This is a genomic window from Rhodanobacter sp. FW510-R10, from assembly GCF_058781105.1.
The window spans coordinates 749,901-766,884 of sequence record NZ_JBYSWL010000001.1 but is presented as its reverse complement, the minus strand read 5'-3'; the positions used below and the strand labels follow the sequence as shown (position 1 = coordinate 766,884).

Genomic DNA, 16,984 nt, shown 5'->3' with positions numbered 1-16,984 from the left:
AACGGAAAGTGCGGCAAAGCTCAAGTTGCATCGCGACATCGGATTTAGACGTCGAGATTGGAAACCTTCAACGCGTTCGTCTCGATGAATTCGCGTCGCGGTTCCACCGCCTCCCCCATCAGCATGGAGAACATTTCGTCGGCAATCTGGGCGTCTTCGATGCCGACCTGCAGCATGCGCCGTGTATCCGGATTGACTGTGGTTTCCCACAGTTGTTCGGGATTCATTTCGCCCAGGCCCTTGAAGCGCTGGATGCTGCGGCCCTTCTTCGCTTCTTCCATCAACCAGTCACGGGCGGCGGCGAAGTCCAGTACTCCGCGCGAAGCAGCGCCACGACGCACGATGGCGCCGCCCTGGATCAAACCATGCAGCTCACGACTGATTTCGAGGATGGGCCGATAATCGGCACTGCCGAAGAACGTCTGCGGCATCAGCCAGGCGTGGACAAGGCCGTGCTGCTCACGTTGCACTTCCAGGCCACCTGGTTGGTCGGCCGTTGCAGGCCGCAACTTCATCCGGTAATGCGCGCGGCCGAGACCATTGGCGGCCAACCGCGCCATGGCTCCTTCAAGCCACTCTTGCATTGCTGGTACGTCGCTCCAAAGAGCGGGTTCCAGCGGTACGTGTTCCAGCAAGGCGCCGAGCATCACCGGGTCGAAGCGATGCGCCAGCTTGGCCACTTGGTCAAGCGCCCGCTGGTGGTCGCGCAACAGTTTTTCCAATGCGGTGCCGGTGATTGGCGGTGCGTCAGGCTGGAAGCTGAGCTCGGCCTGGTCCACGGCACTGGAAATAAGATAGTCGTGCAGGGCTGCGTCGTCCTTGAGATAGAGCTCCTGCTTGCCCTGCTTGATCTTGTACAGCGGCGGCAACCCGATATAGATATGACCGCGCTCGATCAACTCCGGCATTTGACGGTAGAAAAAGGTCAGCAGCAAGGTGCGAATGTGCGAACCATCCACGTCCGCATCCGTCATCAGAATGATGCGGTGGTAGCGCAGCTTGTCGGGGTTGTAGTCATCCTTGCCGATGCCCGTCCCCAGCGCGGTGATCAGGTTGCCGACTTCGGCCGAAGCCAGCATGCGGTCAAAACGCGATTTCTCGACGTTGAGGATCTTGCCTTTCAGCGGCAGCACGGCCTGGGTCTTGCGATTGCGGCCCTGCTTGGCCGAACCACCTGCCGAGTCACCTTCAACCAGGAATAACTCGCACAGCGCAGGATCCTTTTCCTGGCAATCGGCAAGCTTGCCCGGCAAGCCGGCAATATCCAGCGCGCCCTTGCGCCGGGTCATTTCCCGGGCCTTCCGTGCCGCCTCACGCGCACGCGCGGCATCGATCACCTTGGACGCGATGGCCTTGGCTTCGGTCGGGTGCTCAAGCAGGAACTCGCCGAGCTTGTCGTTGACCACCTGCTCGACCACCGTCTTCACTTCCGAGGAGACCAGCTTGTCCTTGGTTTGGGAGGAAAACTTCGGATCTGGCACCTTGACGGAGAGCACCGCAATCATGCCCTCGCGCATGTCGTCGCCGGACAGGGCCACCTTGGCGTTCTTGGCCAAGCCCTCCCTTTCCACATAGTTCTGCAGCGAACGGGTCAGGGCTGCACGAAAACCGGTCAGGTGCGAACCCCCATCCCGCTGCGGGATGTTGTTGGTGAAGCAATACATGGATTCTTGATAAGAATCAGTCCATTGCATCGCAACTTCGACCGTGATGGCGTCCTGTTCCGCGATCAGGCTGATGACGTTCGGGTGCAATGGCGTCTTCAACTTGGCCAGGTATTGGACAAACGAGCGAATGCCACCCTGGTAGGCGAAGACTTCCCGCTGCCCCTCACCGCGCTCGTCGATGAGCTCGATGGTGACGCCTGAATTCAGGAACGCCAGCTCGCGCAAACGCTTGACCAGCACCTCGTAGCGAAACTCGAGGTTGTCGCCGAACGTTTCCCGGCTCGGCCGAAAACGCACGAGGGTGCCGCGCCGGCTCGACGGGCCCTTGACCTGCAGCGCGTACAAAGGCGTGCCATGACTGTATTCCTGCTGGTGTTCGAAGCCATTGCGCCAAATGGTCAACCACAGGTGTTCGCTCAACGCGTTGACCACCGATACGCCCACACCATGTAGCCCGCCCGACACCTTGTACGAATTGGCATCGAACTTGCCGCCGGCGTGGAGGATGGTCATGACCACTTCCGCCGTCGAGCGCCCTTCTTCAGGATGGATCCCCACCGGAATACCGCGGCCGTTATCCTCGACACTGCAAGAACCGTCATCATGCAGGATCACCCTAACGCGGTCGCAATAACCGGCCAACGCCTCGTCTATCGAGTTGTCCACCACTTCGAACACCATGTGGTGCAGGCCGGTGCCATCGTCGGTGTCGCCGATGTACATGCCTGGACGCTTGCGTACCGCGTCCAGCCCGTGCAATACCTTGATGTTGCGGGAGTCGTAGGTCGGTTCAGTCATGTTGGGCTCGGCTTCTTTGGACGTGCGCCACCAAACTGCCCACGGCGGGTCGACCACCAAGTTCAGTAGGGTGCAGCGCAATCGACAATTATAGCAGGCGCGTAACCTCGCCTCGTTCCACGTGAAACCGTACCGACGCGGATGCCGAAAGACTGTCGGCCACCTGTGTTCCACTCAGAAGTACCTGGGCCCCCGCGGTCAGCAGCTCATCCGCCACGGCCTCCTGGTGAAGCTCGTCCAGCTCTGAAGCAAAGTCGTCCAGGCATACCACTGGCCACTCTGTGTGTTCGAGGGCGTAAAGCCGGGCCTGGGCGAGGACACAGGCAAGTGCGGCCAGCTTTTCCTGGCCCCGGGAGAGATGCTCGCGCAACGGTGCCCGCTCGAACACGAGGCTCCAATCGGCGCGATGTACACCGAGACTCGTATGTCCCCTCGCGCCATCCCTGCCACGTTGTTCAGCCAGCGCTGGTTGCAGGTCCACGGCGTCCGGCCAGCCACGCCGGTAGCGCACCTCCAGGGAACCCAGCTCCGGCAGCAACTTGGCGGCGCATTCCTGCAACAGCGGTGTCAGGCGTTGCAGGTAGGCCGTGCGTTGTCGGTCGATGGCCACTCCCGCATCGGCCAGTTCCCGCTCCCAAGGCGCGAATAGCGCTGAATTGGCCAGCTGACCCGAACGCAACAGTTTGTTGCGCTGTTTCAGCGCCCGCTCGTACCGTCGCCAAGTCTCCAGGAAGCGTGGTTCCACGTGGAACAGGCCCCAGTTGAGATAGCGTCGTCGGTGTTCACCCCCGCCACCCACCAGGGCATGTGTACCCGGCTCGAAACACACCACGGCGCAGGCGTGCACGAGCTGCCCCAGCGATACCGTCTTGCCGTCGATCCGCGCCGACCAGCGCCCATCACTGCAACCCAAGCCCAGCTGGTTCGTATAACCATTCGCGCGCCGCAGTTCCGCGTATACCGAAAGCTGGTCTGCGCCACGACGGACCAGCGCTTCCTTGTTGCCGCTACGGAACGATTGCGCATGCGAGAGCAGGAAAGCAGCTTCCAGCACACTCGTCTTCCCGGCGCCGTTGTTGCCCAGGAAAACATTGATGCCAGGGCTCAGCTCCAACTCCACGTGGCTCAAGCAACGCAAGTCCTGGATGCGTAATGCGAGCAGGTTCATACTGGCAAAACATTGCGCCGGAGTGGTCTTCGCTCGCTGAAGCTATGCGCCGTCAGGCTCCCTCCAGGGCTGCCGCAACCACTCATCAAAGTCGCAAGGGCATGATGACGTGTTGTGCGCTCTTGTCGTCCACTTCCTGTACCAGACAGCTCGATTGCGCGTCGCGCAGGCTGAGCCGGGCCTTCTCGCCTTGCAGGGCACCGAGCGCGTCGAGCAGATAGCCCACGTTGAAACCAACAGCCAGTTCGCTGACCTGGGTTTCGGCTTCGACTTCCTCTACTGCCTCTTCCTGCTCAGGGTTGTGCGCCACGATGCGGAGCTTGCCGGGCGACAGCTCCAGCCGTACCCCTCGGTATTTCTCGTTTGAGAGAATTCCCGCGCGCTGCAAGGCACCGCGCAACACATCGCGCGCCAGTACCGCAGTCTTGTCCGCGCTGAGCGGAATCACGGCCTCGTAGTCCGGGAACTTGCCGTCGATGAGCTTGGTGGTGAAAGTCACCTCGCCGCGATGCACCCGCAGATGATTGCGACCGAACTCCAGCTCGACCATGCCGCCATCGCTTTCCAGCAGGCCGATCAGCTCGTTGACGCCTTTACGCGGGATGATGATTCGCCGGCGCGTACTCACTGTCGTTTGTAATTGTGTTTCTTTCATGGCCAGACGATGGCCATCGGTAGCCACGCAACGCAGCGTATGCTCCTGCAAATCCAGCAGCATGCCATTGAGGTAATAGCGGACATCCTGATTTGCCATGGCGAATGCCGTGTGCTCCATCAGGTTGTGCAGCACTTCCTCGGGCAGGCTCACCTTCTCTACCAGGTCGATGCCATCGACGGTCGGAAACTCGGACGCTGGCAACGTCGTCAAGGTGAACCGGCTCCGCCCCGCCTGCAGTCCAACCCGCTCGCCCTTGAGCTTGACATCCAGCTGCGAACCATCCGGCAAAGCCCGGACGATGTCGAACAGCTTGCGGGCGGGTATCGTGACCTCACCATCCTCCGGGTTGTCGATCTCGGCCGCCGCAATCATCTCCACTTCAAGATCCGTCGCACTGATCGCCAGCTTGGTTCCCGCGACCTTGACCAGGACATTGGCCAGGACAGGCAGCGTCTGCCGCCGCTCAACGACTCCGACCACCTGCTGGAGTGGTTTGAGTAGTGCTTCGCGTTGAATGCTGAATTGCATGGCCTGGCTTTCCTCTATGAGCTGTTGTTTTCTTAAGTAAGAGGTTTTGGTTGTTGTTGTGTCTGTGGAGACAGCGGTTAAATCTAGTTTATCCTTATATATCAATTTCTTGTAATTTAATTCGCTGTGTGGAACCGCGGTGTTGCCATGTGCGCGCTTTGGGGATAACTCTCGATCTCGACTTATTGTACGTTTATCCCCAGCTTGTCCCCTGGACGCGCCCACGTCGCCCTGTACAGGTGGCCTGGTTCAACCCGTAAGTGTGCGAATCAGTTGCTCGAAGTCCAGGCGCATCCGTGGATCCGTGTCCATGAGTTTGTGGATGGTCTTGCAGGCGTGCATGACCGTGGTGTGATCGCGGCCACCGAAGGCCTCCCCGATTTCCGGCAGGCTGTGTTCGGTCAGTTCCTTGGCCAGGGTCATCGCCATCTGCCTTGGTCGTGCCAGCGACCGCACGCGGCGCTTCGACAGGAGATCCTGCAGGCGCACATTGAAATATTCGGCGGTGATCTTTTGGATGTTGGCGATGGTCACGGCCTGGGCGTGGGTGGCCAGCAGGTCACGCAGGGTCTCCTGGGCAAATGTCGGCGTGATCGGTCGGGCGTAGAAGTTGGCGCGTGCAGCCAGCGTGTTCAACGCGCCCTCGAGGTCGCGCACGTTGGAACGGATCCGTTTGGCCAGGAGCATGGCCACGTCCTCGCCGACCGCCACGCCCTTTTCGTGCGCCTTGGCCAGCAGGATCGCGGCCCTGGTCTCGAAATCCGGCGGTTCGATGGCGACCGACAAGCCCCACCCCAGGCGGGACTTGAGCCGGGGTTCAAGCTTGTCGACTTCTTTGGGGTACCGGTCGCAGGTCAGGATGATTTGCTGCTTGGCCTCGAACAACGCGTTGAAGGTGTGGAAGAACTCTTCCTGGGTGGTATCTTTGCCGGCAAAGAACTGGATATCGTCGATGAGCAGGGCATCGACCGAGCGAAAGCGGCGCTTGAACGCGTCCATGCTCTTGGCGCGCAAGGCTTCGATCATCGAGCCCACGAACTGCTCCGAGCGCAGGTACAGGACACGGCAGGCCGGATTGCGTTCGCGCATCAAGTTGCCGGCCGCGTGCATGAGGTGCGTTTTGCCGAGGCCCGTGCCGCCGTAGAGCAACAGCGGGTTGTACGCGCGGCCAGGGTTGGTGGCGACCTGCATGGCGGCAGCTTTGCCCAACTGGTTCGACTTACCTTCAACGAAGGCGTCAAAAGTGTAGTGCGGATCGAGGTTGGCGCTGAACGCAAGCGCTCCCGGGAGGGCGGCTGGAGATGTTGCCGCTCTCGCAACGGTTGGTACCGGGGCCGCCGCCGGGGTGCTCGAGCCGACTTGCAAATGAACAGTACAGGGGTGCCCGCTCAATTGTCGGAGGGTGGCCTCAATCGTGGCCAGATAGCGCTCCCGTACGGCATCGAGCGTATAGGGGTTGGGCGCAAACAAGTGCAGGCCATTATTTTCGTCGCGCGCCTGCAGCGGCATCAGCCACGTGTGCACGTCCTCGGGGCTTAGGTCGCCCTCGAGACGCTCGAGACAGCGCCGCCACAACTCGCTCATGAATACTCGTCAGCCACCGGCCCAGGCGTTTGCACGCAAAGTCACACCAGTCTAGCAGCAGCCATTGACTACCCCGGGGTCGGTAAATTGCCGCGCCGGGTGGGCGGCAAGCAGTTTGACAGCGCGGGCCTCAACGCCACATACTTCCCAGCCTTTTGAGCCTATTCTGTTCGGAGCGAACATGAAGCGCACTTTCCAGCCCAGCAAAATCAAGCGCGCCCGGACGCATGGCTTCCGCGCGCGCATGGCGACTGCCGATGGTCGCGCCGTGATCAACGCGCGCCGTGCCAAGGGTCGCAAGCGGCTCACACCGTAACGCGGCATCATGATCTTGGCGATTGCCGGGTTGCCGCGCCAGGCACGGCTTCGTCGGCGCGCCGATTTCGCGACACTAAAGAGCAGCCGCGGGCGGGTTGGAGTCCGCTGCTTTCAATTGCGCTACGCGCCGAACAGCTTTGGCGTCGCGCGCTTGGGCTTGGCCATCTCCAAGCAGGTTTCCCGGCGCGCAGTCGAGCGCAATCGGCTCAAACGGCTGGTGCGCGAATCTTTTCGCCGAGTGCGTCATCGGCTACCGGCGGTGGACATGGTGGTCATGGCACGGACACAGGCGGCAGCCTTGGATGGCGCGCAATTGTTGGCCCAGATCGACGAGCTGTGGGACAAACTGCTGAGCGCCGAAGCCGGGCGCGCCGCATCCCCTCCCCATTGATGCGAAACCGGGGCGCCGCCACAATCGGGTGTTCGCTACGCCCACCTTGCCACGTTGCCGCGCCGCGCCTCGTGCCGCCATCGGATTTGCCCTGCGATGAATCAAACGCGCACCTTCCTCACGTTCGCCTTGCTGGCTGTCGCCTATCTCCTGTTCCTGGCCTGGCAAAACGATTACGCCGTGAAGCCACCCGTCGCGTCGTCGGTGGCTACCGCGCCGGCCGGCGCGAGCTCGGCGTATGACAGCGTGCCGGCCGCCATCCCCGGCGAGCCGGCACCGTCGGCCGTTGCGGCGAGCGTCGGCCAGGCGTCCGCAGCGCCGGCGCGGAAAGCGTCACCACAGATCACGGTGAGCACCGACGTGCTTGACCTGGTACTGGATGCCCGCGGCGGCAGCATCGTGCGCGCGTCCTTGCCGGCCTATCCGCAACGGGCGCCGACGCACGCCGATCCGCACCCGCCCGCCACGCTGCTCTTGAATGTCGACGACCCCACTTACTTCGTGGCGCAAAGCGGCCTGGTCAGCAGCAGCGATACGGCGCCGGCGCACCAGCCCAATCACTTGGCGCTGTTCCAGCCCGGCCAGACGAGCTACACCCTGGCGCCCGGCCAGGACAAGCTCGAGGTCAGCCTGGTTTGGCAGGATGACACTGGCCTCAAGGTGACCAAGACCTATACCCTCAAGCGGGGCAGCTACGTCATCGACGTGGCGCAGCACATTGACAATGGGAGCGGACAGCCGTGGGCTGGCAACGCCTACGAACAACTGCTGCGTGCCGAGCCGCCCAAGGCGACCAGCTGGCTGCAGAACTACATCGATCCGGAAAACCGCAGCTTCCAGGGTGCCGCCTGGTACACCGGCGAGAAGTTCGAGAAGTTGTCCTTCAAGGACTTTGCCGAACCCAAGGACCGGCTCGATCGTTCCATCACCGGCGGCTGGTTGGCCATGCTGCGCCTGTACTTTTTCGCCGCCTGGATCCCGCCGGCGAACCAGACCGCCCAGTACGTCACGCAGACCATCGATGCGGGCAGCGCACACCCGCGCTACCTGATCCGCGCGATCGGGCCGGCCCTGCACGTGGCACCGGGGCAAAGCACCGATGTACATGCCCGCCTGTACGTCGGCCCGAACGTGCAGGGCAAGCTCGACGCCATTGCACCTGGCCTCGATCTGACCATTGACTACGGCATGCTCAAGATCATTGCCGTGCCGATGCACGCGGTGCTCTCGTTGCTGCACGGGCTGGCGCGCAACTGGGGCGTGGCGATCATCCTGCTCGTGCTGTTGATCAAGGGCCTGACCTGGAAGCTGACGGCGATGCAATACCGCTCCAGCGCCAGGATGCGCAAGCTTGCCCCGCGCCTCAAGGCCCTGAAGGAGCGCTACGGCGACGACAAGCAGAAGATGCAGCAGGCCACCATGGAGCTGTACAAGAAGGAGAAGGTCAATCCGATGGGCGGTTGCCTGCCGGTGTTGATCACCCTGCCCGTCTTCTACGGCCTGTTCTATGTGCTGGAATATTCGCTGGAACTGCGCCACGCCGCGTTCCTGTGGATTCCCGACCTGAGCGCTCCCGATCCGTTCTACATCTTGCCTATCATCTACGCGATCGTGATGCTGGGTACGCAGTGGCTAAACCCGGTGGCCGTCGGCATGGACCCGACCCAGGCCAAGATGATGAAGGTGATGCCGTTGTTGTTTACGGTGGTGTTTGCCTTCTTCCCTTCGGGCCTGTGCTTGTATTACGCGGTGAACGGCATCGTCGGCCTCGGTCAGCAGTGGTGGGTCACGCATCACGTCGATCGCGAGGGCCCTGCAGCCAAACCGGCCTGAGTGCGCCGCAACAAGGGTGTCCAACAGTGACGCAACGCCAAGCCCCAGCGGCATCGGCGCACCCGTGGGCCGCGGACGGCAAGGCGCCGCAGGACACGATTGTGGCCATCGCCAGCGCGGCCGGTCAGGCTGGCATCGGCGTCGTGCGAGCCTCTGGACCGCGGGTGCCGGACATTGCACAGGCCTTGCTGGGGCGGGCGCCACAGCCTCGCTACGCCCAATTCGCTACCTGGCGCGATGCCGGCGGCGGACTCCTCGACCACGGCCTTCTGTTGTTCTTTCCTGCCCCGGCGTCGTATACGGGTGAACACGTGCTTGAGCTGCAGGGCCACGGCAATCCCGTCGTTCTGGACTTGCTGGTGCGCCGGGTGTGCGAGCTGGGTGCCCGGCTCGCCCGGCCCGGGGAGTTCACCGAACGCGCGTTCCTGAATGGCAAGCTGGACCTGGCCCAGGCCGAGGCGGTGGCCGACCTGATTGCCGCGCGTTCGCAAGCGGCGGCACGCGCGGCGCTGCAGTCCCTGGATGGCGTTTTCTCGCAGCGGATCGACACGCTGTTGCACGAGCTGATCGCGCTGCGCGTCCACGTCGAGGCGGCCATGGACTTCCCGGAGGAGGAGATCGACTTCCTCGCCGACCCGGTGCTCGGCTCGCGGCTGCAAGGCATGCGCGAAACCGTGGCGGCCATCCTGCGCGAGGCCGAACGTGGCCTGCGCCTGAGCGATGGCGCGCGCGTTGCCATCGTGGGCCGCCCCAACGTCGGCAAGTCCAGCTTGCTGAATGCCTTGAGCGGCCGCAACCGAGCCATCGTCAATCCAGTGGCGGGGACGACCCGGGACGTGTTGCGTGAGCAGCTCAGTCTCGACGGCGTCGCGCTGGAGCTGGTCGACACCGCGGGCTTGCACGACACCGACGACGAGGTCGAGCGCGAAGGCGTGGCGCGGGCGCGTGCCGAGCTGGCCGTGGCCGACGCCGTGTTGCTGGTTACCGAGGCCAGGCAGGCGGCTGCCGATCAGGCGCTGCTGGCCACGCTGGGCGATGGTGTGCGTCGCATGGTGGTGGTCAACAAGATCGACTGTGACGGTGGCGAGCCGCGACACGAGCGGCACGGGGCGGTGGATTGGCTGTGGTTGTCAGCGAAGACTGGCGCAGGCCTCGATGCCTTGCGCGCCGAACTGCGTCGCCTGGGCGGTGGCGACGATGGTGCGTTCAGCGCGCGGCGGCGGCACGTGCTGGCCTTGTCCACGGTCGCCACGCACTTGGCCTCCGCGGCAGCACAACTGGCGAGCCGCCGTGCCGGCGAGTTGGCGGCTGAGGAACTGCGCCTGGCCCAGCATGTGCTCGGCCAGATCACCGGCGTCTACGGCAGTGACGACCTGCTGGGCGCGATCTTCAGCTCGTTCTGCGTCGGCAAATAAGTGGGCGAGTCTTGCCTGAGCCGTGCCATCGGTTGGATTTGCCTGTTGCCACCGGCGCGGAGGATTGGCCGGCGGGTCAGTGCACGCGCTGTTCGCCGGACTCGTTGCGCTTCAACGGGGGTGGCGGTCCGGCGACGTCCAACAAGGATAGGGCGTAGCCGTCTTCCAGGCTGACTGTGGACACTTCGTCCCAACTGAAAAACGAGACTTCGTGCATCCATTCAGCGTCCGGGCTGAGCTCCTGCATGTAGAAACCCTCATCGTCCGCGCTGACCCAGCGTCCGATGTAGCACACCTCGCAGTCGTCCTCGCTGTCGACGTGCACGCCGATGATTGGTGCTGCCTTCCCGGCCGCCTCGACCACCTCGCGCACGTTGTCCAGGGGGAACGCCGGCCAGGCCGTAGGCCGCAGGTGCTTCAGGGCCAGCGCGCGGGTGAGGAAGGCGTGGTGCTTGTCTGGCGCCTCGAGCTCGGTCACGTCGCGGTGGCGCATGACGTACATGCCGTCGTAGGTCACGCAGTCGCCTACGACCCAGAGCAGGAAGAACTCCCGGCCCATGCCGCAAACATAGCCACAAAAGCTACCCTGCTCCAGGTCGGCCCGCCACAGCCTGACGAGGGTCTGGTCTTTCAGGGCAGTCCGGAGTTGTATGCGTGGCCCAGTGGTCTTCAGTTCGACAACGTTGTTCACGATGTGCATTTTAGCAGATTGGCGATTGGCTGCCGGCTCACAGGATGTAGCGGCTCAGGTCTTCGTTCTGGGCGAGACTTTGCAGGTTTCTGTCGACCATTTCGGCGTCGATGACGTACTTTTCTCCGGATTTGTCGGCGGCCTCGTATGAGATTGTTTCCAGCAGTCGCTCCATGACCGTGTGCAGGCGTCGGGCGCCGATATTCTCGGTGCGTTCGTTCACTGAAAACGCCACTTCCGCCAGGCGGTCGATGCCCGAGTCGGTAAAGTTCAGCGACACGCCTTCAGTGGCCAACAAGGCGGTGTATTGCTTGGTCAGCGCGTTGTGCGGCTCACGCAGGATGCGCTTGAAATCGTCCACGCTGAGTGCGGACAGTTCCACCCGGATCGGCAGGCGGCCCTGCAGCTCCGGGATGAGATCCGAAGGCTTGGCCAGCGAGAACGCTCCCGAGGCGATGAACAGCATGTGGTCGGTCTTGATCGGGCCGTACTTGGTGGACACCGTGGAGCCTTCCACCAACGGCAGCAGGTCGCGCTGCACGCCCTCGCGGCTGACGCCGGAGTGCCCGTAGTCGCTGCGCTGGGCGACCTTGTCGATCTCATCGATGAACACGATGCCGTTTTGCTCGGCCGCCTCGATGGCCTGGGCCCGCACCTCTTCGTCGTTGAGCAACTTGCCGGCCTCCTCGTCGATCAGCAGCGGACGCGCCGCCTTGATCGCCAGCTTGCGCTGCTGGGTCTTGCCGCCGCCCAGGTTCTGGAACATCTGCCGCAGTTGGGCGCCCATTTCCTCCATGCCCGGCGGGGACATGATTTCCACGCCGACGTTCATGGCCAGGTCCAGCTCGATCTCGCGCTCGTCGAGCGTGCCCTCGCGCAGTTGCTTGCGCAGCTTTTGCCGGGTTTCGGCGAGTTCACCGCCGGCCTTGGCATCATCATGGCTCCAGTCGGTCGGGGCTTGCCTGCGAGGCAACAGGGCGTCGAGGATGCGATCCTCGGCATGATCCTCGGCCACGCTGCGCACACGCCGCACTGCCTGCTCGCGGGTCAGCTTGTAGGCTACGTCGGCCAGGTCGCGGATGATCGAGTCCACTTCCTTGCCGACGTAGCCGACTTCGGTGAACTTGGTCGCTTCCACCTTGACGAATGGCGCATTGGCCAGCGTGGCCAGGCGGCGCGCAATCTCGGTCTTGCCGACCCCGGTGGGCCCGATCATGAGGATGTTTTTCGGCGTTACCTCGTCGCGCATGTCCGCGGCCAGCTGCATGCGCCGCCAGCGGCTGCGCAGGGCGTTGGCCACGGCACGCTTCGCGTCGTGCTGGCCGACGATGTAGCGGTCGAGTTCGTTGACGATTTCGCGCGGAGTCAGTTCGGACATGCAGGCCTCGGCAAGGCAGGTGACAAGACGTGGAACGGTTTGGGCACGGCCCGGCAGCAGCGGCCTCGTTGCGACCGTGCTGCAGCTCCGGAGTGCGCGATCAGGCCGCGCTGCCGGATTCGAGTTCCTCGATCGTCGTATGGTGGTTGGTGTAGATGCAGATGTCGCCGGCAATCTTCAGCGCAGCCTCGACGATGGCGCGCGCATCCAGCTCGGTGTTTTCCAGCAGGGCCAGCGCTGCGGCTTGGGCAAACGGGCCGCCCGATCCGGTCGCGAGCAGGCCGTGTTCGGGCTCGAGCACGTCGCCGTTGCCGGAGATCAGCAGCGAGGCCTCGCGGTCGGCTACGGCCAGCATGGCTTCCAACTTGCCGTAGCGGCGATCCGTACGCCACTCCTTGGCCATCTCCACCGCTGCCCGTGCCAGGTTGCTGCCGTGCTTCTCCAGCTTTTGCTCGAAAAGCTCAAACAGGGTGAAGGCATCGGCGGTGGCCCCGGCAAAGCCGGCCAACACGTTGCCGGCCTTGCCCAGCCGCCGGATCTTGCAAGCATTGCCCTTGGCCACGGTGTTGCCCAAGGTGACCTGGCCGTCCCCGCCAATGACGACCCGGCCGTTGCGGCGCACGGAAACGATGGTGGTAGCGTGGAAGGATTCCATGGTGGCCCTGCTTGCAACGTAAACCGGACACATGGGGTCGCCGTCGCGAGGCTTCAACGCCGGATCTCCCCCGCGCCCGGTGCCGGCACCGAGCCGGTACGCCAAGCAAGCATGTCCCTGGTGGGCACTCAGGGTTTGTGTCGTGCCCGCGGATGGGCGGCGTCGTAGACCTTGGCCAGGTGCTGGAAATCGAGGTGGGTGTAAATCTGGGTGGTGGCAATGTCGGCATGGCCGAGAAGTTCCTGCACCGCCCGCAGGTCGCCGGACGATTCCAGCAGGTGGCTGGCGAAAGTGTGGCGCAGCATGTGCGGGTGCACGTGTTTGGGTAGACCGTGCAGGCGGGCGAGCTTGTCCACGCGCAGCTGTACTGCGCGTTGGCTGATGGCGGCGCCACTCCGGCCGCGAAAAATCGGGGTGTCGGGGCGCATGCCTTCCTGTGCGCCCAGGCTGCGCAAGGCTGCAACCGCGAAGCGTCCAACCGGCACGATGCGGGTCTTGGCGCCCTTGCCGTTGACGCGCACTTCGCCACCGTCCAGGTCAATGTCGAGCCACCGCAGGCCCGCCAGTTCGGACAGGCGCAGGCCGCTGGAGTAGAACAGCTCCAGCATGGCCCGGTCGCGTACCGCCAGGGGGCCATCCGCCGGGCTGTCCATCAATGCGGCTGCCTCGTCCACGTCAAGCACGGCAGGAAGGCTGGACCGCACCTTCGGCCCACGGATGCCAAGTGCGGGGTCATGGTCCAGCAGGCCTTCGCGGTTCAGGTGGCGAAACAGGCTGCGGCATGAGGACAGCAGGCGTCGGATGCTCCGTGGCGCCAACCCACGGCGGTGCTCGGCGGCAATGAAGGCGCGCAGCACGTGCTGGTCCAGCGCGCCAAAGCTGGCGATGCCCTGCGCCGCCATGAACTGGCTCAGCTTGCCGAGGTCCCGGCGATAGGCGGCAATGGTATGCGGCGACGCATGGCGCTCGACCGCCAGTTTGGTGAGCCAGGCGGAAAGCTGGGCGTCGACAGACACGTCAGCCCACGTCGTAGGAGCGCGTCAGCGCCGCGGTGATCGTGGTGGCGATCATCTTCAGGAACAGCGTGCCCATGCCTGGTTGGAACCGGTCCACATCCAGGCTGCCGATGGCCAGGATGCCGGAGGTGCCCAGGCGCATCACGGCGGCCGACCGGATGCTGGCAGCCTGATTGCCAAACAGGCGCGACAACCTTTCGGCCGAGAGGCGTCCGCATACCGGCTCGGCACTGTCCGGAAAGCTCGCGAATTCCGGCACGTCGTCCAGGCGCTCCGGGACCTGCACCAGCCAATCGCCGCGTGGCAACTCGGGTTGCCGGCCGAACAGCAGCAGGCGCACCTGCTCGCTGTGGAAGTCGGCGCTCAACCGGGCAAAGATGGTGCGCAAGGTGACCTCGATGGTATTGGCGCGCAGCAAGGCCACGGTCAGGGCGTGCACGCGTCCCATGAGAGTTTCGTTTTCGGCGGCGACCTTGACCAGCTCGGCAAGACGCAGCTCCAGTTGGGTGTTCTTGTCCCGCAGGTTCTGCAGCTGATAGGCGGCCAGCGAGGCGACCGGACCCTCGGAGCGGCTCACGGTGAGTTGCGCGGCCACGTCCGGATAGTCGCCCAGAAAGCCGGGGTGCGCGCGCAGGTAGGCGGCAACGGCTGCGGGATCGAGTACCTGGTCAGTCACGATAGCGGGCATGGCGTGGTTCCTTCGGGCCGTCCATTCGGGAGGGGACGATAGTGCAGCAAGCGAACAGGCAGGGGCGTAGGCCGGGGTACCGGGTCAGCATGGCCGTCCAGAAGTCCAACTGCAATGTCATGGCCGGGGCAACATCGCGCTGGCTGCGGTCGCCGGCGCGCTGGCACTGGTACTGGCCGCCGCTGTCGTCGCCGGCGCCGGGCGCAGTGGTCCCTTGTTGCCGCAGCCGCTCAGGCCGACGGCTGCCAGTACCGGCAGCCACCATGACCATCGGTGCATGCGGGCAGGATTTGCTGTGCTCAAGATGACCTCGCAAGCCGCTTCAACGGCGCTGCGCGGGCAGGGTATGCAGGCGTCGGCGCAACCTGGAGTATAGCGGCCGCTACCGGGGCCGCGCCGCACGGCGCGGGTCGTATCATGACGTCACGGGCGCGACGTGCGCCGAGGAACCGCGATGGATTGGAGCAACCTGTTGCGCCTGCCGACCACGTTGTTGCTGGTGCTGGCTGGGCTGGTCTTGCTGCTGGCGCTGGTGCAATTGCTCCGCGTGCGGCAACGGTTGCCTGAGCGCCGGACGCTTGCGGCTGGCGCTCACGCCCTGGCCTGCGCCGTCTGCGTGGCCGTAAGCCTGCTTCTGGCGGGCGGCGCCTTGACCTTGCGTGGCTATCGCGTGTTGACCGACGAGGCGCCGGTGGTGGATGTCGACGCGCGGATTCTCTCGCCGCAGAACTGGGCACTCACCTTGATCTGGCCTGACGGCACGACGCGGCATGCCACCGTCCTCGGCGACGCCTGGCGCGTCGAGGCGATCGTGCTGAAGTGGAAGTTGCCGGCCATGCTCGCTGGCGTGCCACCGCTATATCGGCTGGATCGTCTGTCTGGCCGCTACGATGACACGCGGCAGGAAACCACGGCCCCGCGCAGCGTCGTCGACCTGGCTCCAGAACGCGGTTTCGATATCGTCGACTTGCGTCGGCGCCACCCCGCCTGGGTACCGGGCGTGGACGCAATCTATGGCAGCGGGGTCTTCCTGCCCCTGGTCGACCAGGGGCATTACAGCGTGAGCCTCATGCGTACCGGCGCCCTGGTGGCGCGCCCGGATGCTGCCACCGAGCAGCTGCTGGCGCAGCGGCTGGATCGCTGAATGCGGGCTCAATCACCGCTGGGCAGGGGCAGACGCAGCGACGCGGGCGGCGTCCGCTCGACGAATTCGCGCCGAACACGGGCGAAGAGTTCGCGCTGGCCTTCGAACAGCAGCTCCGGCCGGGCGGCATGGAAGCTTAGCCAACGAAAGGCATCGTGTTCGCGATTCAAGTGCACGCAGGCTTCGCCCTCGAGCATGGCGACGAAGGCCGGGACGACCTGGACGCAATCGTTTTGGGCGTCGTAGAACTGCTCGCAGCTATCCGCCGAATAGAACGCCTGCGGCCGTAGCCCGGTCTCCTCGGCCAGTTCACGCAGCGCGCACTGCCATAAGGTCTCACCGGCCTCGAGGTGACCGGCCACATAGCTCCACGCGCCGTGCAGGTAGCTGCCGGCGCGACGCAGCAACAGGACCTGCGGCTCGGGCCGTGCAGCCCGCATCACCACCACGGAGGCCATGGTGCAGCGGATGGGAAGTTCTGCCATGGCGGTGGTGGCTCCCGCTCAGGCCAGCAGCTTCTCGTAGCGCCAGGCGTCGGCCCCATTTTCGTAATACCGGGTGTGCCCGCCGATGCGCACGAAGCCGAATTGCTCGTAGAGCTTGATGGCCCGGGCGTTGCCGACTTGCACCTCGAGTCGCAGCGCGCGGCAGCCACGCCTGCGGGCCGCGCGTTCGGCAGCCTGCAACAGCGCGGTGCCTACGCCCTGGCGGCGTGCCTGCGGCTGGGTGGCCAACGAATACACTCGGGCCACGGCGCTGCCCTTGCGAAACAGCAGCACGGCAGCGCCGAGGAAATGGTTGTGCGGCGCACTGGCCACCAGCACTTGTGCCGAATCGCTGTCCAGGTGCCGGCGGTACTGCGCGCGCGACAAGCGATCGCTGTCGAACGTGCGTTCCTCCAGTTTCAGAAGCTCGTCCAGGTCGGTGTTTTCTCCGCGGCGCACGCGCACCCCGACATAGGGTGCGGCGACCTGCGCCGTTGGCTGCGGTTCACGCCGGGTTAGGCTGCGGAAAATCTTGTTGGCGGTGGGAGGGGGTGCGGACATTCCGCG

Annotated in this window: 17 protein-coding genes; 5 read left to right on the top strand and 12 right to left on the bottom strand. The window is 64.3% G+C overall.

Translation table 11 applies throughout. The features are described 5' to 3' along the window. Nucleotides 1-44 precede the first annotated feature (44 nt). The 4 genes from gyrB to dnaA form a co-directional block, all read right to left on the bottom strand. Nucleotides 45-2,465: a DNA topoisomerase (ATP-hydrolyzing) subunit B gene (gene gyrB / locus AC3WJB_RS03120; protein ID WP_492678612.1), complete on the bottom strand. Its 2,421-nt coding sequence runs from the start codon at nucleotides 2,463-2,465 to the stop codon at nucleotides 45-47. Nucleotides 2,466-2,553: 88 nt separating this feature from the next. Continuing rightward, a complete protein-coding gene (gene recF, locus AC3WJB_RS03115; protein ID WP_492678610.1) occupies nucleotides 2,554-3,633 on the bottom strand; it encodes a DNA replication/repair protein RecF in 1,080 nt (359 codons plus the stop codon). A gap of 85 nt (nucleotides 3,634-3,718) precedes the next feature. Further along, nucleotides 3,719-4,819, bottom strand: coding sequence for a DNA polymerase III subunit beta (gene dnaN / locus AC3WJB_RS03110; protein WP_492678608.1), 1,101 nt, complete (start codon nucleotides 4,817-4,819; stop codon nucleotides 3,719-3,721). A 249-nt stretch (nucleotides 4,820-5,068) separates the two neighbouring features. After that, nucleotides 5,069-6,403 (bottom strand): chromosomal replication initiator protein DnaA, encoded by a 1,335-nt coding sequence (dnaA, locus tag AC3WJB_RS03105; RefSeq protein WP_492678606.1) that lies wholly within the window; start codon nucleotides 6,401-6,403, stop codon nucleotides 5,069-5,071. Between the two features lie 181 nt (nucleotides 6,404-6,584). On the opposite strand from dnaA, the gene rpmH reads away from it, so the two are divergent. The 4 genes from rpmH (at nucleotide 6,585) to mnmE (ending at nucleotide 10,360) form a co-directional block, all read left to right on the top strand. Next, nucleotides 6,585-6,719 (top strand): 50S ribosomal protein L34, encoded by a 135-nt coding sequence (gene rpmH / locus AC3WJB_RS03100; RefSeq protein ID WP_492678604.1) that lies wholly within the window; start codon nucleotides 6,585-6,587, stop codon nucleotides 6,717-6,719. A 9-nt stretch (nucleotides 6,720-6,728) separates the two neighbouring features. Beyond that, nucleotides 6,729-7,112: a ribonuclease P protein component gene (rnpA, locus tag AC3WJB_RS03095; RefSeq protein ID WP_492678602.1), complete on the top strand. Its 384-nt coding sequence runs from the start codon at nucleotides 6,729-6,731 to the stop codon at nucleotides 7,110-7,112. Nucleotides 7,113-7,208: 96 nt separating this feature from the next. Beyond that, on the top strand, nucleotides 7,209-8,945 hold the full coding sequence (gene yidC / locus AC3WJB_RS03090; protein ID WP_492678601.1) for a membrane protein insertase YidC: 1,737 nt from the start codon (nucleotides 7,209-7,211) through the stop codon (nucleotides 8,943-8,945). Between the two features lie 98 nt (nucleotides 8,946-9,043). Continuing rightward, nucleotides 9,044-10,360 carry a tRNA uridine-5-carboxymethylaminomethyl(34) synthesis GTPase MnmE gene (mnmE, locus tag AC3WJB_RS03085; RefSeq protein ID WP_492683050.1) on the top strand — a complete coding sequence of 439 codons (1,317 nt, stop codon included), beginning with the start codon at nucleotides 9,044-9,046 and terminating at the stop codon, nucleotides 10,358-10,360. Nucleotides 10,361-10,436: 76 nt separating this feature from the next. Here the strand turns inward: mnmE and AC3WJB_RS03080 are convergent, their stop codons facing one another. The 6 genes from AC3WJB_RS03080 to lptM form a co-directional block, all read right to left on the bottom strand. Beyond that, nucleotides 10,437-11,060: a hypothetical protein gene (locus AC3WJB_RS03080; RefSeq protein WP_492678599.1), complete on the bottom strand. Its 624-nt coding sequence runs from the start codon at nucleotides 11,058-11,060 to the stop codon at nucleotides 10,437-10,439. A gap of 28 nt (nucleotides 11,061-11,088) precedes the next feature. Next, nucleotides 11,089-12,429 carry an ATP-dependent protease ATPase subunit HslU gene (gene hslU, locus AC3WJB_RS03075; RefSeq protein WP_492678597.1) on the bottom strand — a complete coding sequence of 447 codons (1,341 nt, stop codon included), beginning with the start codon at nucleotides 12,427-12,429 and terminating at the stop codon, nucleotides 11,089-11,091. Between the two features lie 100 nt (nucleotides 12,430-12,529). Next, nucleotides 12,530-13,084 (bottom strand): ATP-dependent protease subunit HslV, encoded by a 555-nt coding sequence (gene hslV, locus AC3WJB_RS03070; RefSeq protein WP_492678595.1) that lies wholly within the window; start codon nucleotides 13,082-13,084, stop codon nucleotides 12,530-12,532. 128 nt (nucleotides 13,085-13,212) lie between these two features. Continuing rightward, nucleotides 13,213-14,100: a tyrosine recombinase XerC gene (xerC, locus tag AC3WJB_RS03065; protein WP_492678593.1), complete on the bottom strand. Its 888-nt coding sequence runs from the start codon at nucleotides 14,098-14,100 to the stop codon at nucleotides 13,213-13,215. Between the two features lies 1 nt (nucleotide 14,101). Next, nucleotides 14,102-14,788, bottom strand: a complete 687-nt coding sequence (locus AC3WJB_RS03060; RefSeq protein ID WP_492678591.1) for a DUF484 family protein — start codon at nucleotides 14,786-14,788, stop codon at nucleotides 14,102-14,104. Between the two features lie 117 nt (nucleotides 14,789-14,905). Beyond that, a complete protein-coding gene (gene lptM / locus AC3WJB_RS03055; protein ID WP_492678589.1) occupies nucleotides 14,906-15,067 on the bottom strand; it encodes an LPS translocon maturation chaperone LptM in 162 nt (53 codons plus the stop codon). Nucleotides 15,068-15,242: 175 nt separating this feature from the next. On the opposite strand from lptM, the gene AC3WJB_RS03050 reads away from it, so the two are divergent. Then, a complete protein-coding gene (locus AC3WJB_RS03050) occupies nucleotides 15,243-15,932 on the top strand; it encodes a hypothetical protein (RefSeq protein WP_492678587.1) in 690 nt (229 codons plus the stop codon). An 8-nt stretch (nucleotides 15,933-15,940) separates the two neighbouring features. Here the strand turns inward: AC3WJB_RS03050 and AC3WJB_RS03045 are convergent, their stop codons facing one another. After that, a complete protein-coding gene (locus tag AC3WJB_RS03045; protein ID WP_492678585.1) occupies nucleotides 15,941-16,417 on the bottom strand; it encodes an NUDIX hydrolase in 477 nt (158 codons plus the stop codon). Between the two features lie 18 nt (nucleotides 16,418-16,435). Continuing rightward, complete coding sequence (locus tag AC3WJB_RS03040; protein WP_492678583.1) at nucleotides 16,436-16,978, bottom strand: GNAT family N-acetyltransferase; 543 nt, start codon at nucleotides 16,976-16,978, stop codon at nucleotides 16,436-16,438. Nucleotides 16,979-16,984: the final 6 nt, after the last annotated feature.

Bases quoted from the DNA above. Each gene is read 5' to 3' on its own strand.
- rnpA (WP_492678602.1), top strand. From the start codon at position 6,729: ATGATCTTGGCGATTGCCGGGTTGCCGCGCCAGGCACGGCTTCGTCGG.
- hslU (WP_492678597.1), bottom strand. From the start codon at position 12,429: ATGTCCGAACTGACTCCGCGCGAAATCGTCAACGAACTCGACCGCTAC.
- lptM (WP_492678589.1), bottom strand. From the start codon at position 15,067: ATGCACCGATGGTCATGGTGGCTGCCGGTACTGGCAGCCGTCGGCCTG.
- dnaA (WP_492678606.1), bottom strand. From the start codon at position 6,403: ATGAGCGAGTTGTGGCGGCGCTGTCTCGAGCGTCTCGAGGGCGACCTA.
- AC3WJB_RS03040 (WP_492678583.1), bottom strand. From the start codon at position 16,978: ATGTCCGCACCCCCTCCCACCGCCAACAAGATTTTCCGCAGCCTAACC.
- rpmH (WP_492678604.1), top strand. From the start codon at position 6,585: ATGAAGCGCACTTTCCAGCCCAGCAAAATCAAGCGCGCCCGGACGCAT.
- yidC (WP_492678601.1), top strand. From the start codon at position 7,209: ATGAATCAAACGCGCACCTTCCTCACGTTCGCCTTGCTGGCTGTCGCC.
- AC3WJB_RS03045 (WP_492678585.1), bottom strand. From the start codon at position 16,417: ATGGCAGAACTTCCCATCCGCTGCACCATGGCCTCCGTGGTGGTGATG.
- dnaN (WP_492678608.1), bottom strand. From the start codon at position 4,819: ATGCAATTCAGCATTCAACGCGAAGCACTACTCAAACCACTCCAGCAG.
- recF (WP_492678610.1), bottom strand. From the start codon at position 3,633: ATGAACCTGCTCGCATTACGCATCCAGGACTTGCGTTGCTTGAGCCAC.
- gyrB (WP_492678612.1), bottom strand. From the start codon at position 2,465: ATGACTGAACCGACCTACGACTCCCGCAACATCAAGGTATTGCACGGG.
- AC3WJB_RS03080 (WP_492678599.1), bottom strand. From the start codon at position 11,060: ATGCACATCGTGAACAACGTTGTCGAACTGAAGACCACTGGGCCACGC.
- AC3WJB_RS03060 (WP_492678591.1), bottom strand. From the start codon at position 14,788: ATGCCCGCTATCGTGACTGACCAGGTACTCGATCCCGCAGCCGTTGCC.
- hslV (WP_492678595.1), bottom strand. From the start codon at position 13,084: ATGGAATCCTTCCACGCTACCACCATCGTTTCCGTGCGCCGCAACGGC.
- AC3WJB_RS03050 (WP_492678587.1), top strand. From the start codon at position 15,243: ATGGATTGGAGCAACCTGTTGCGCCTGCCGACCACGTTGTTGCTGGTG.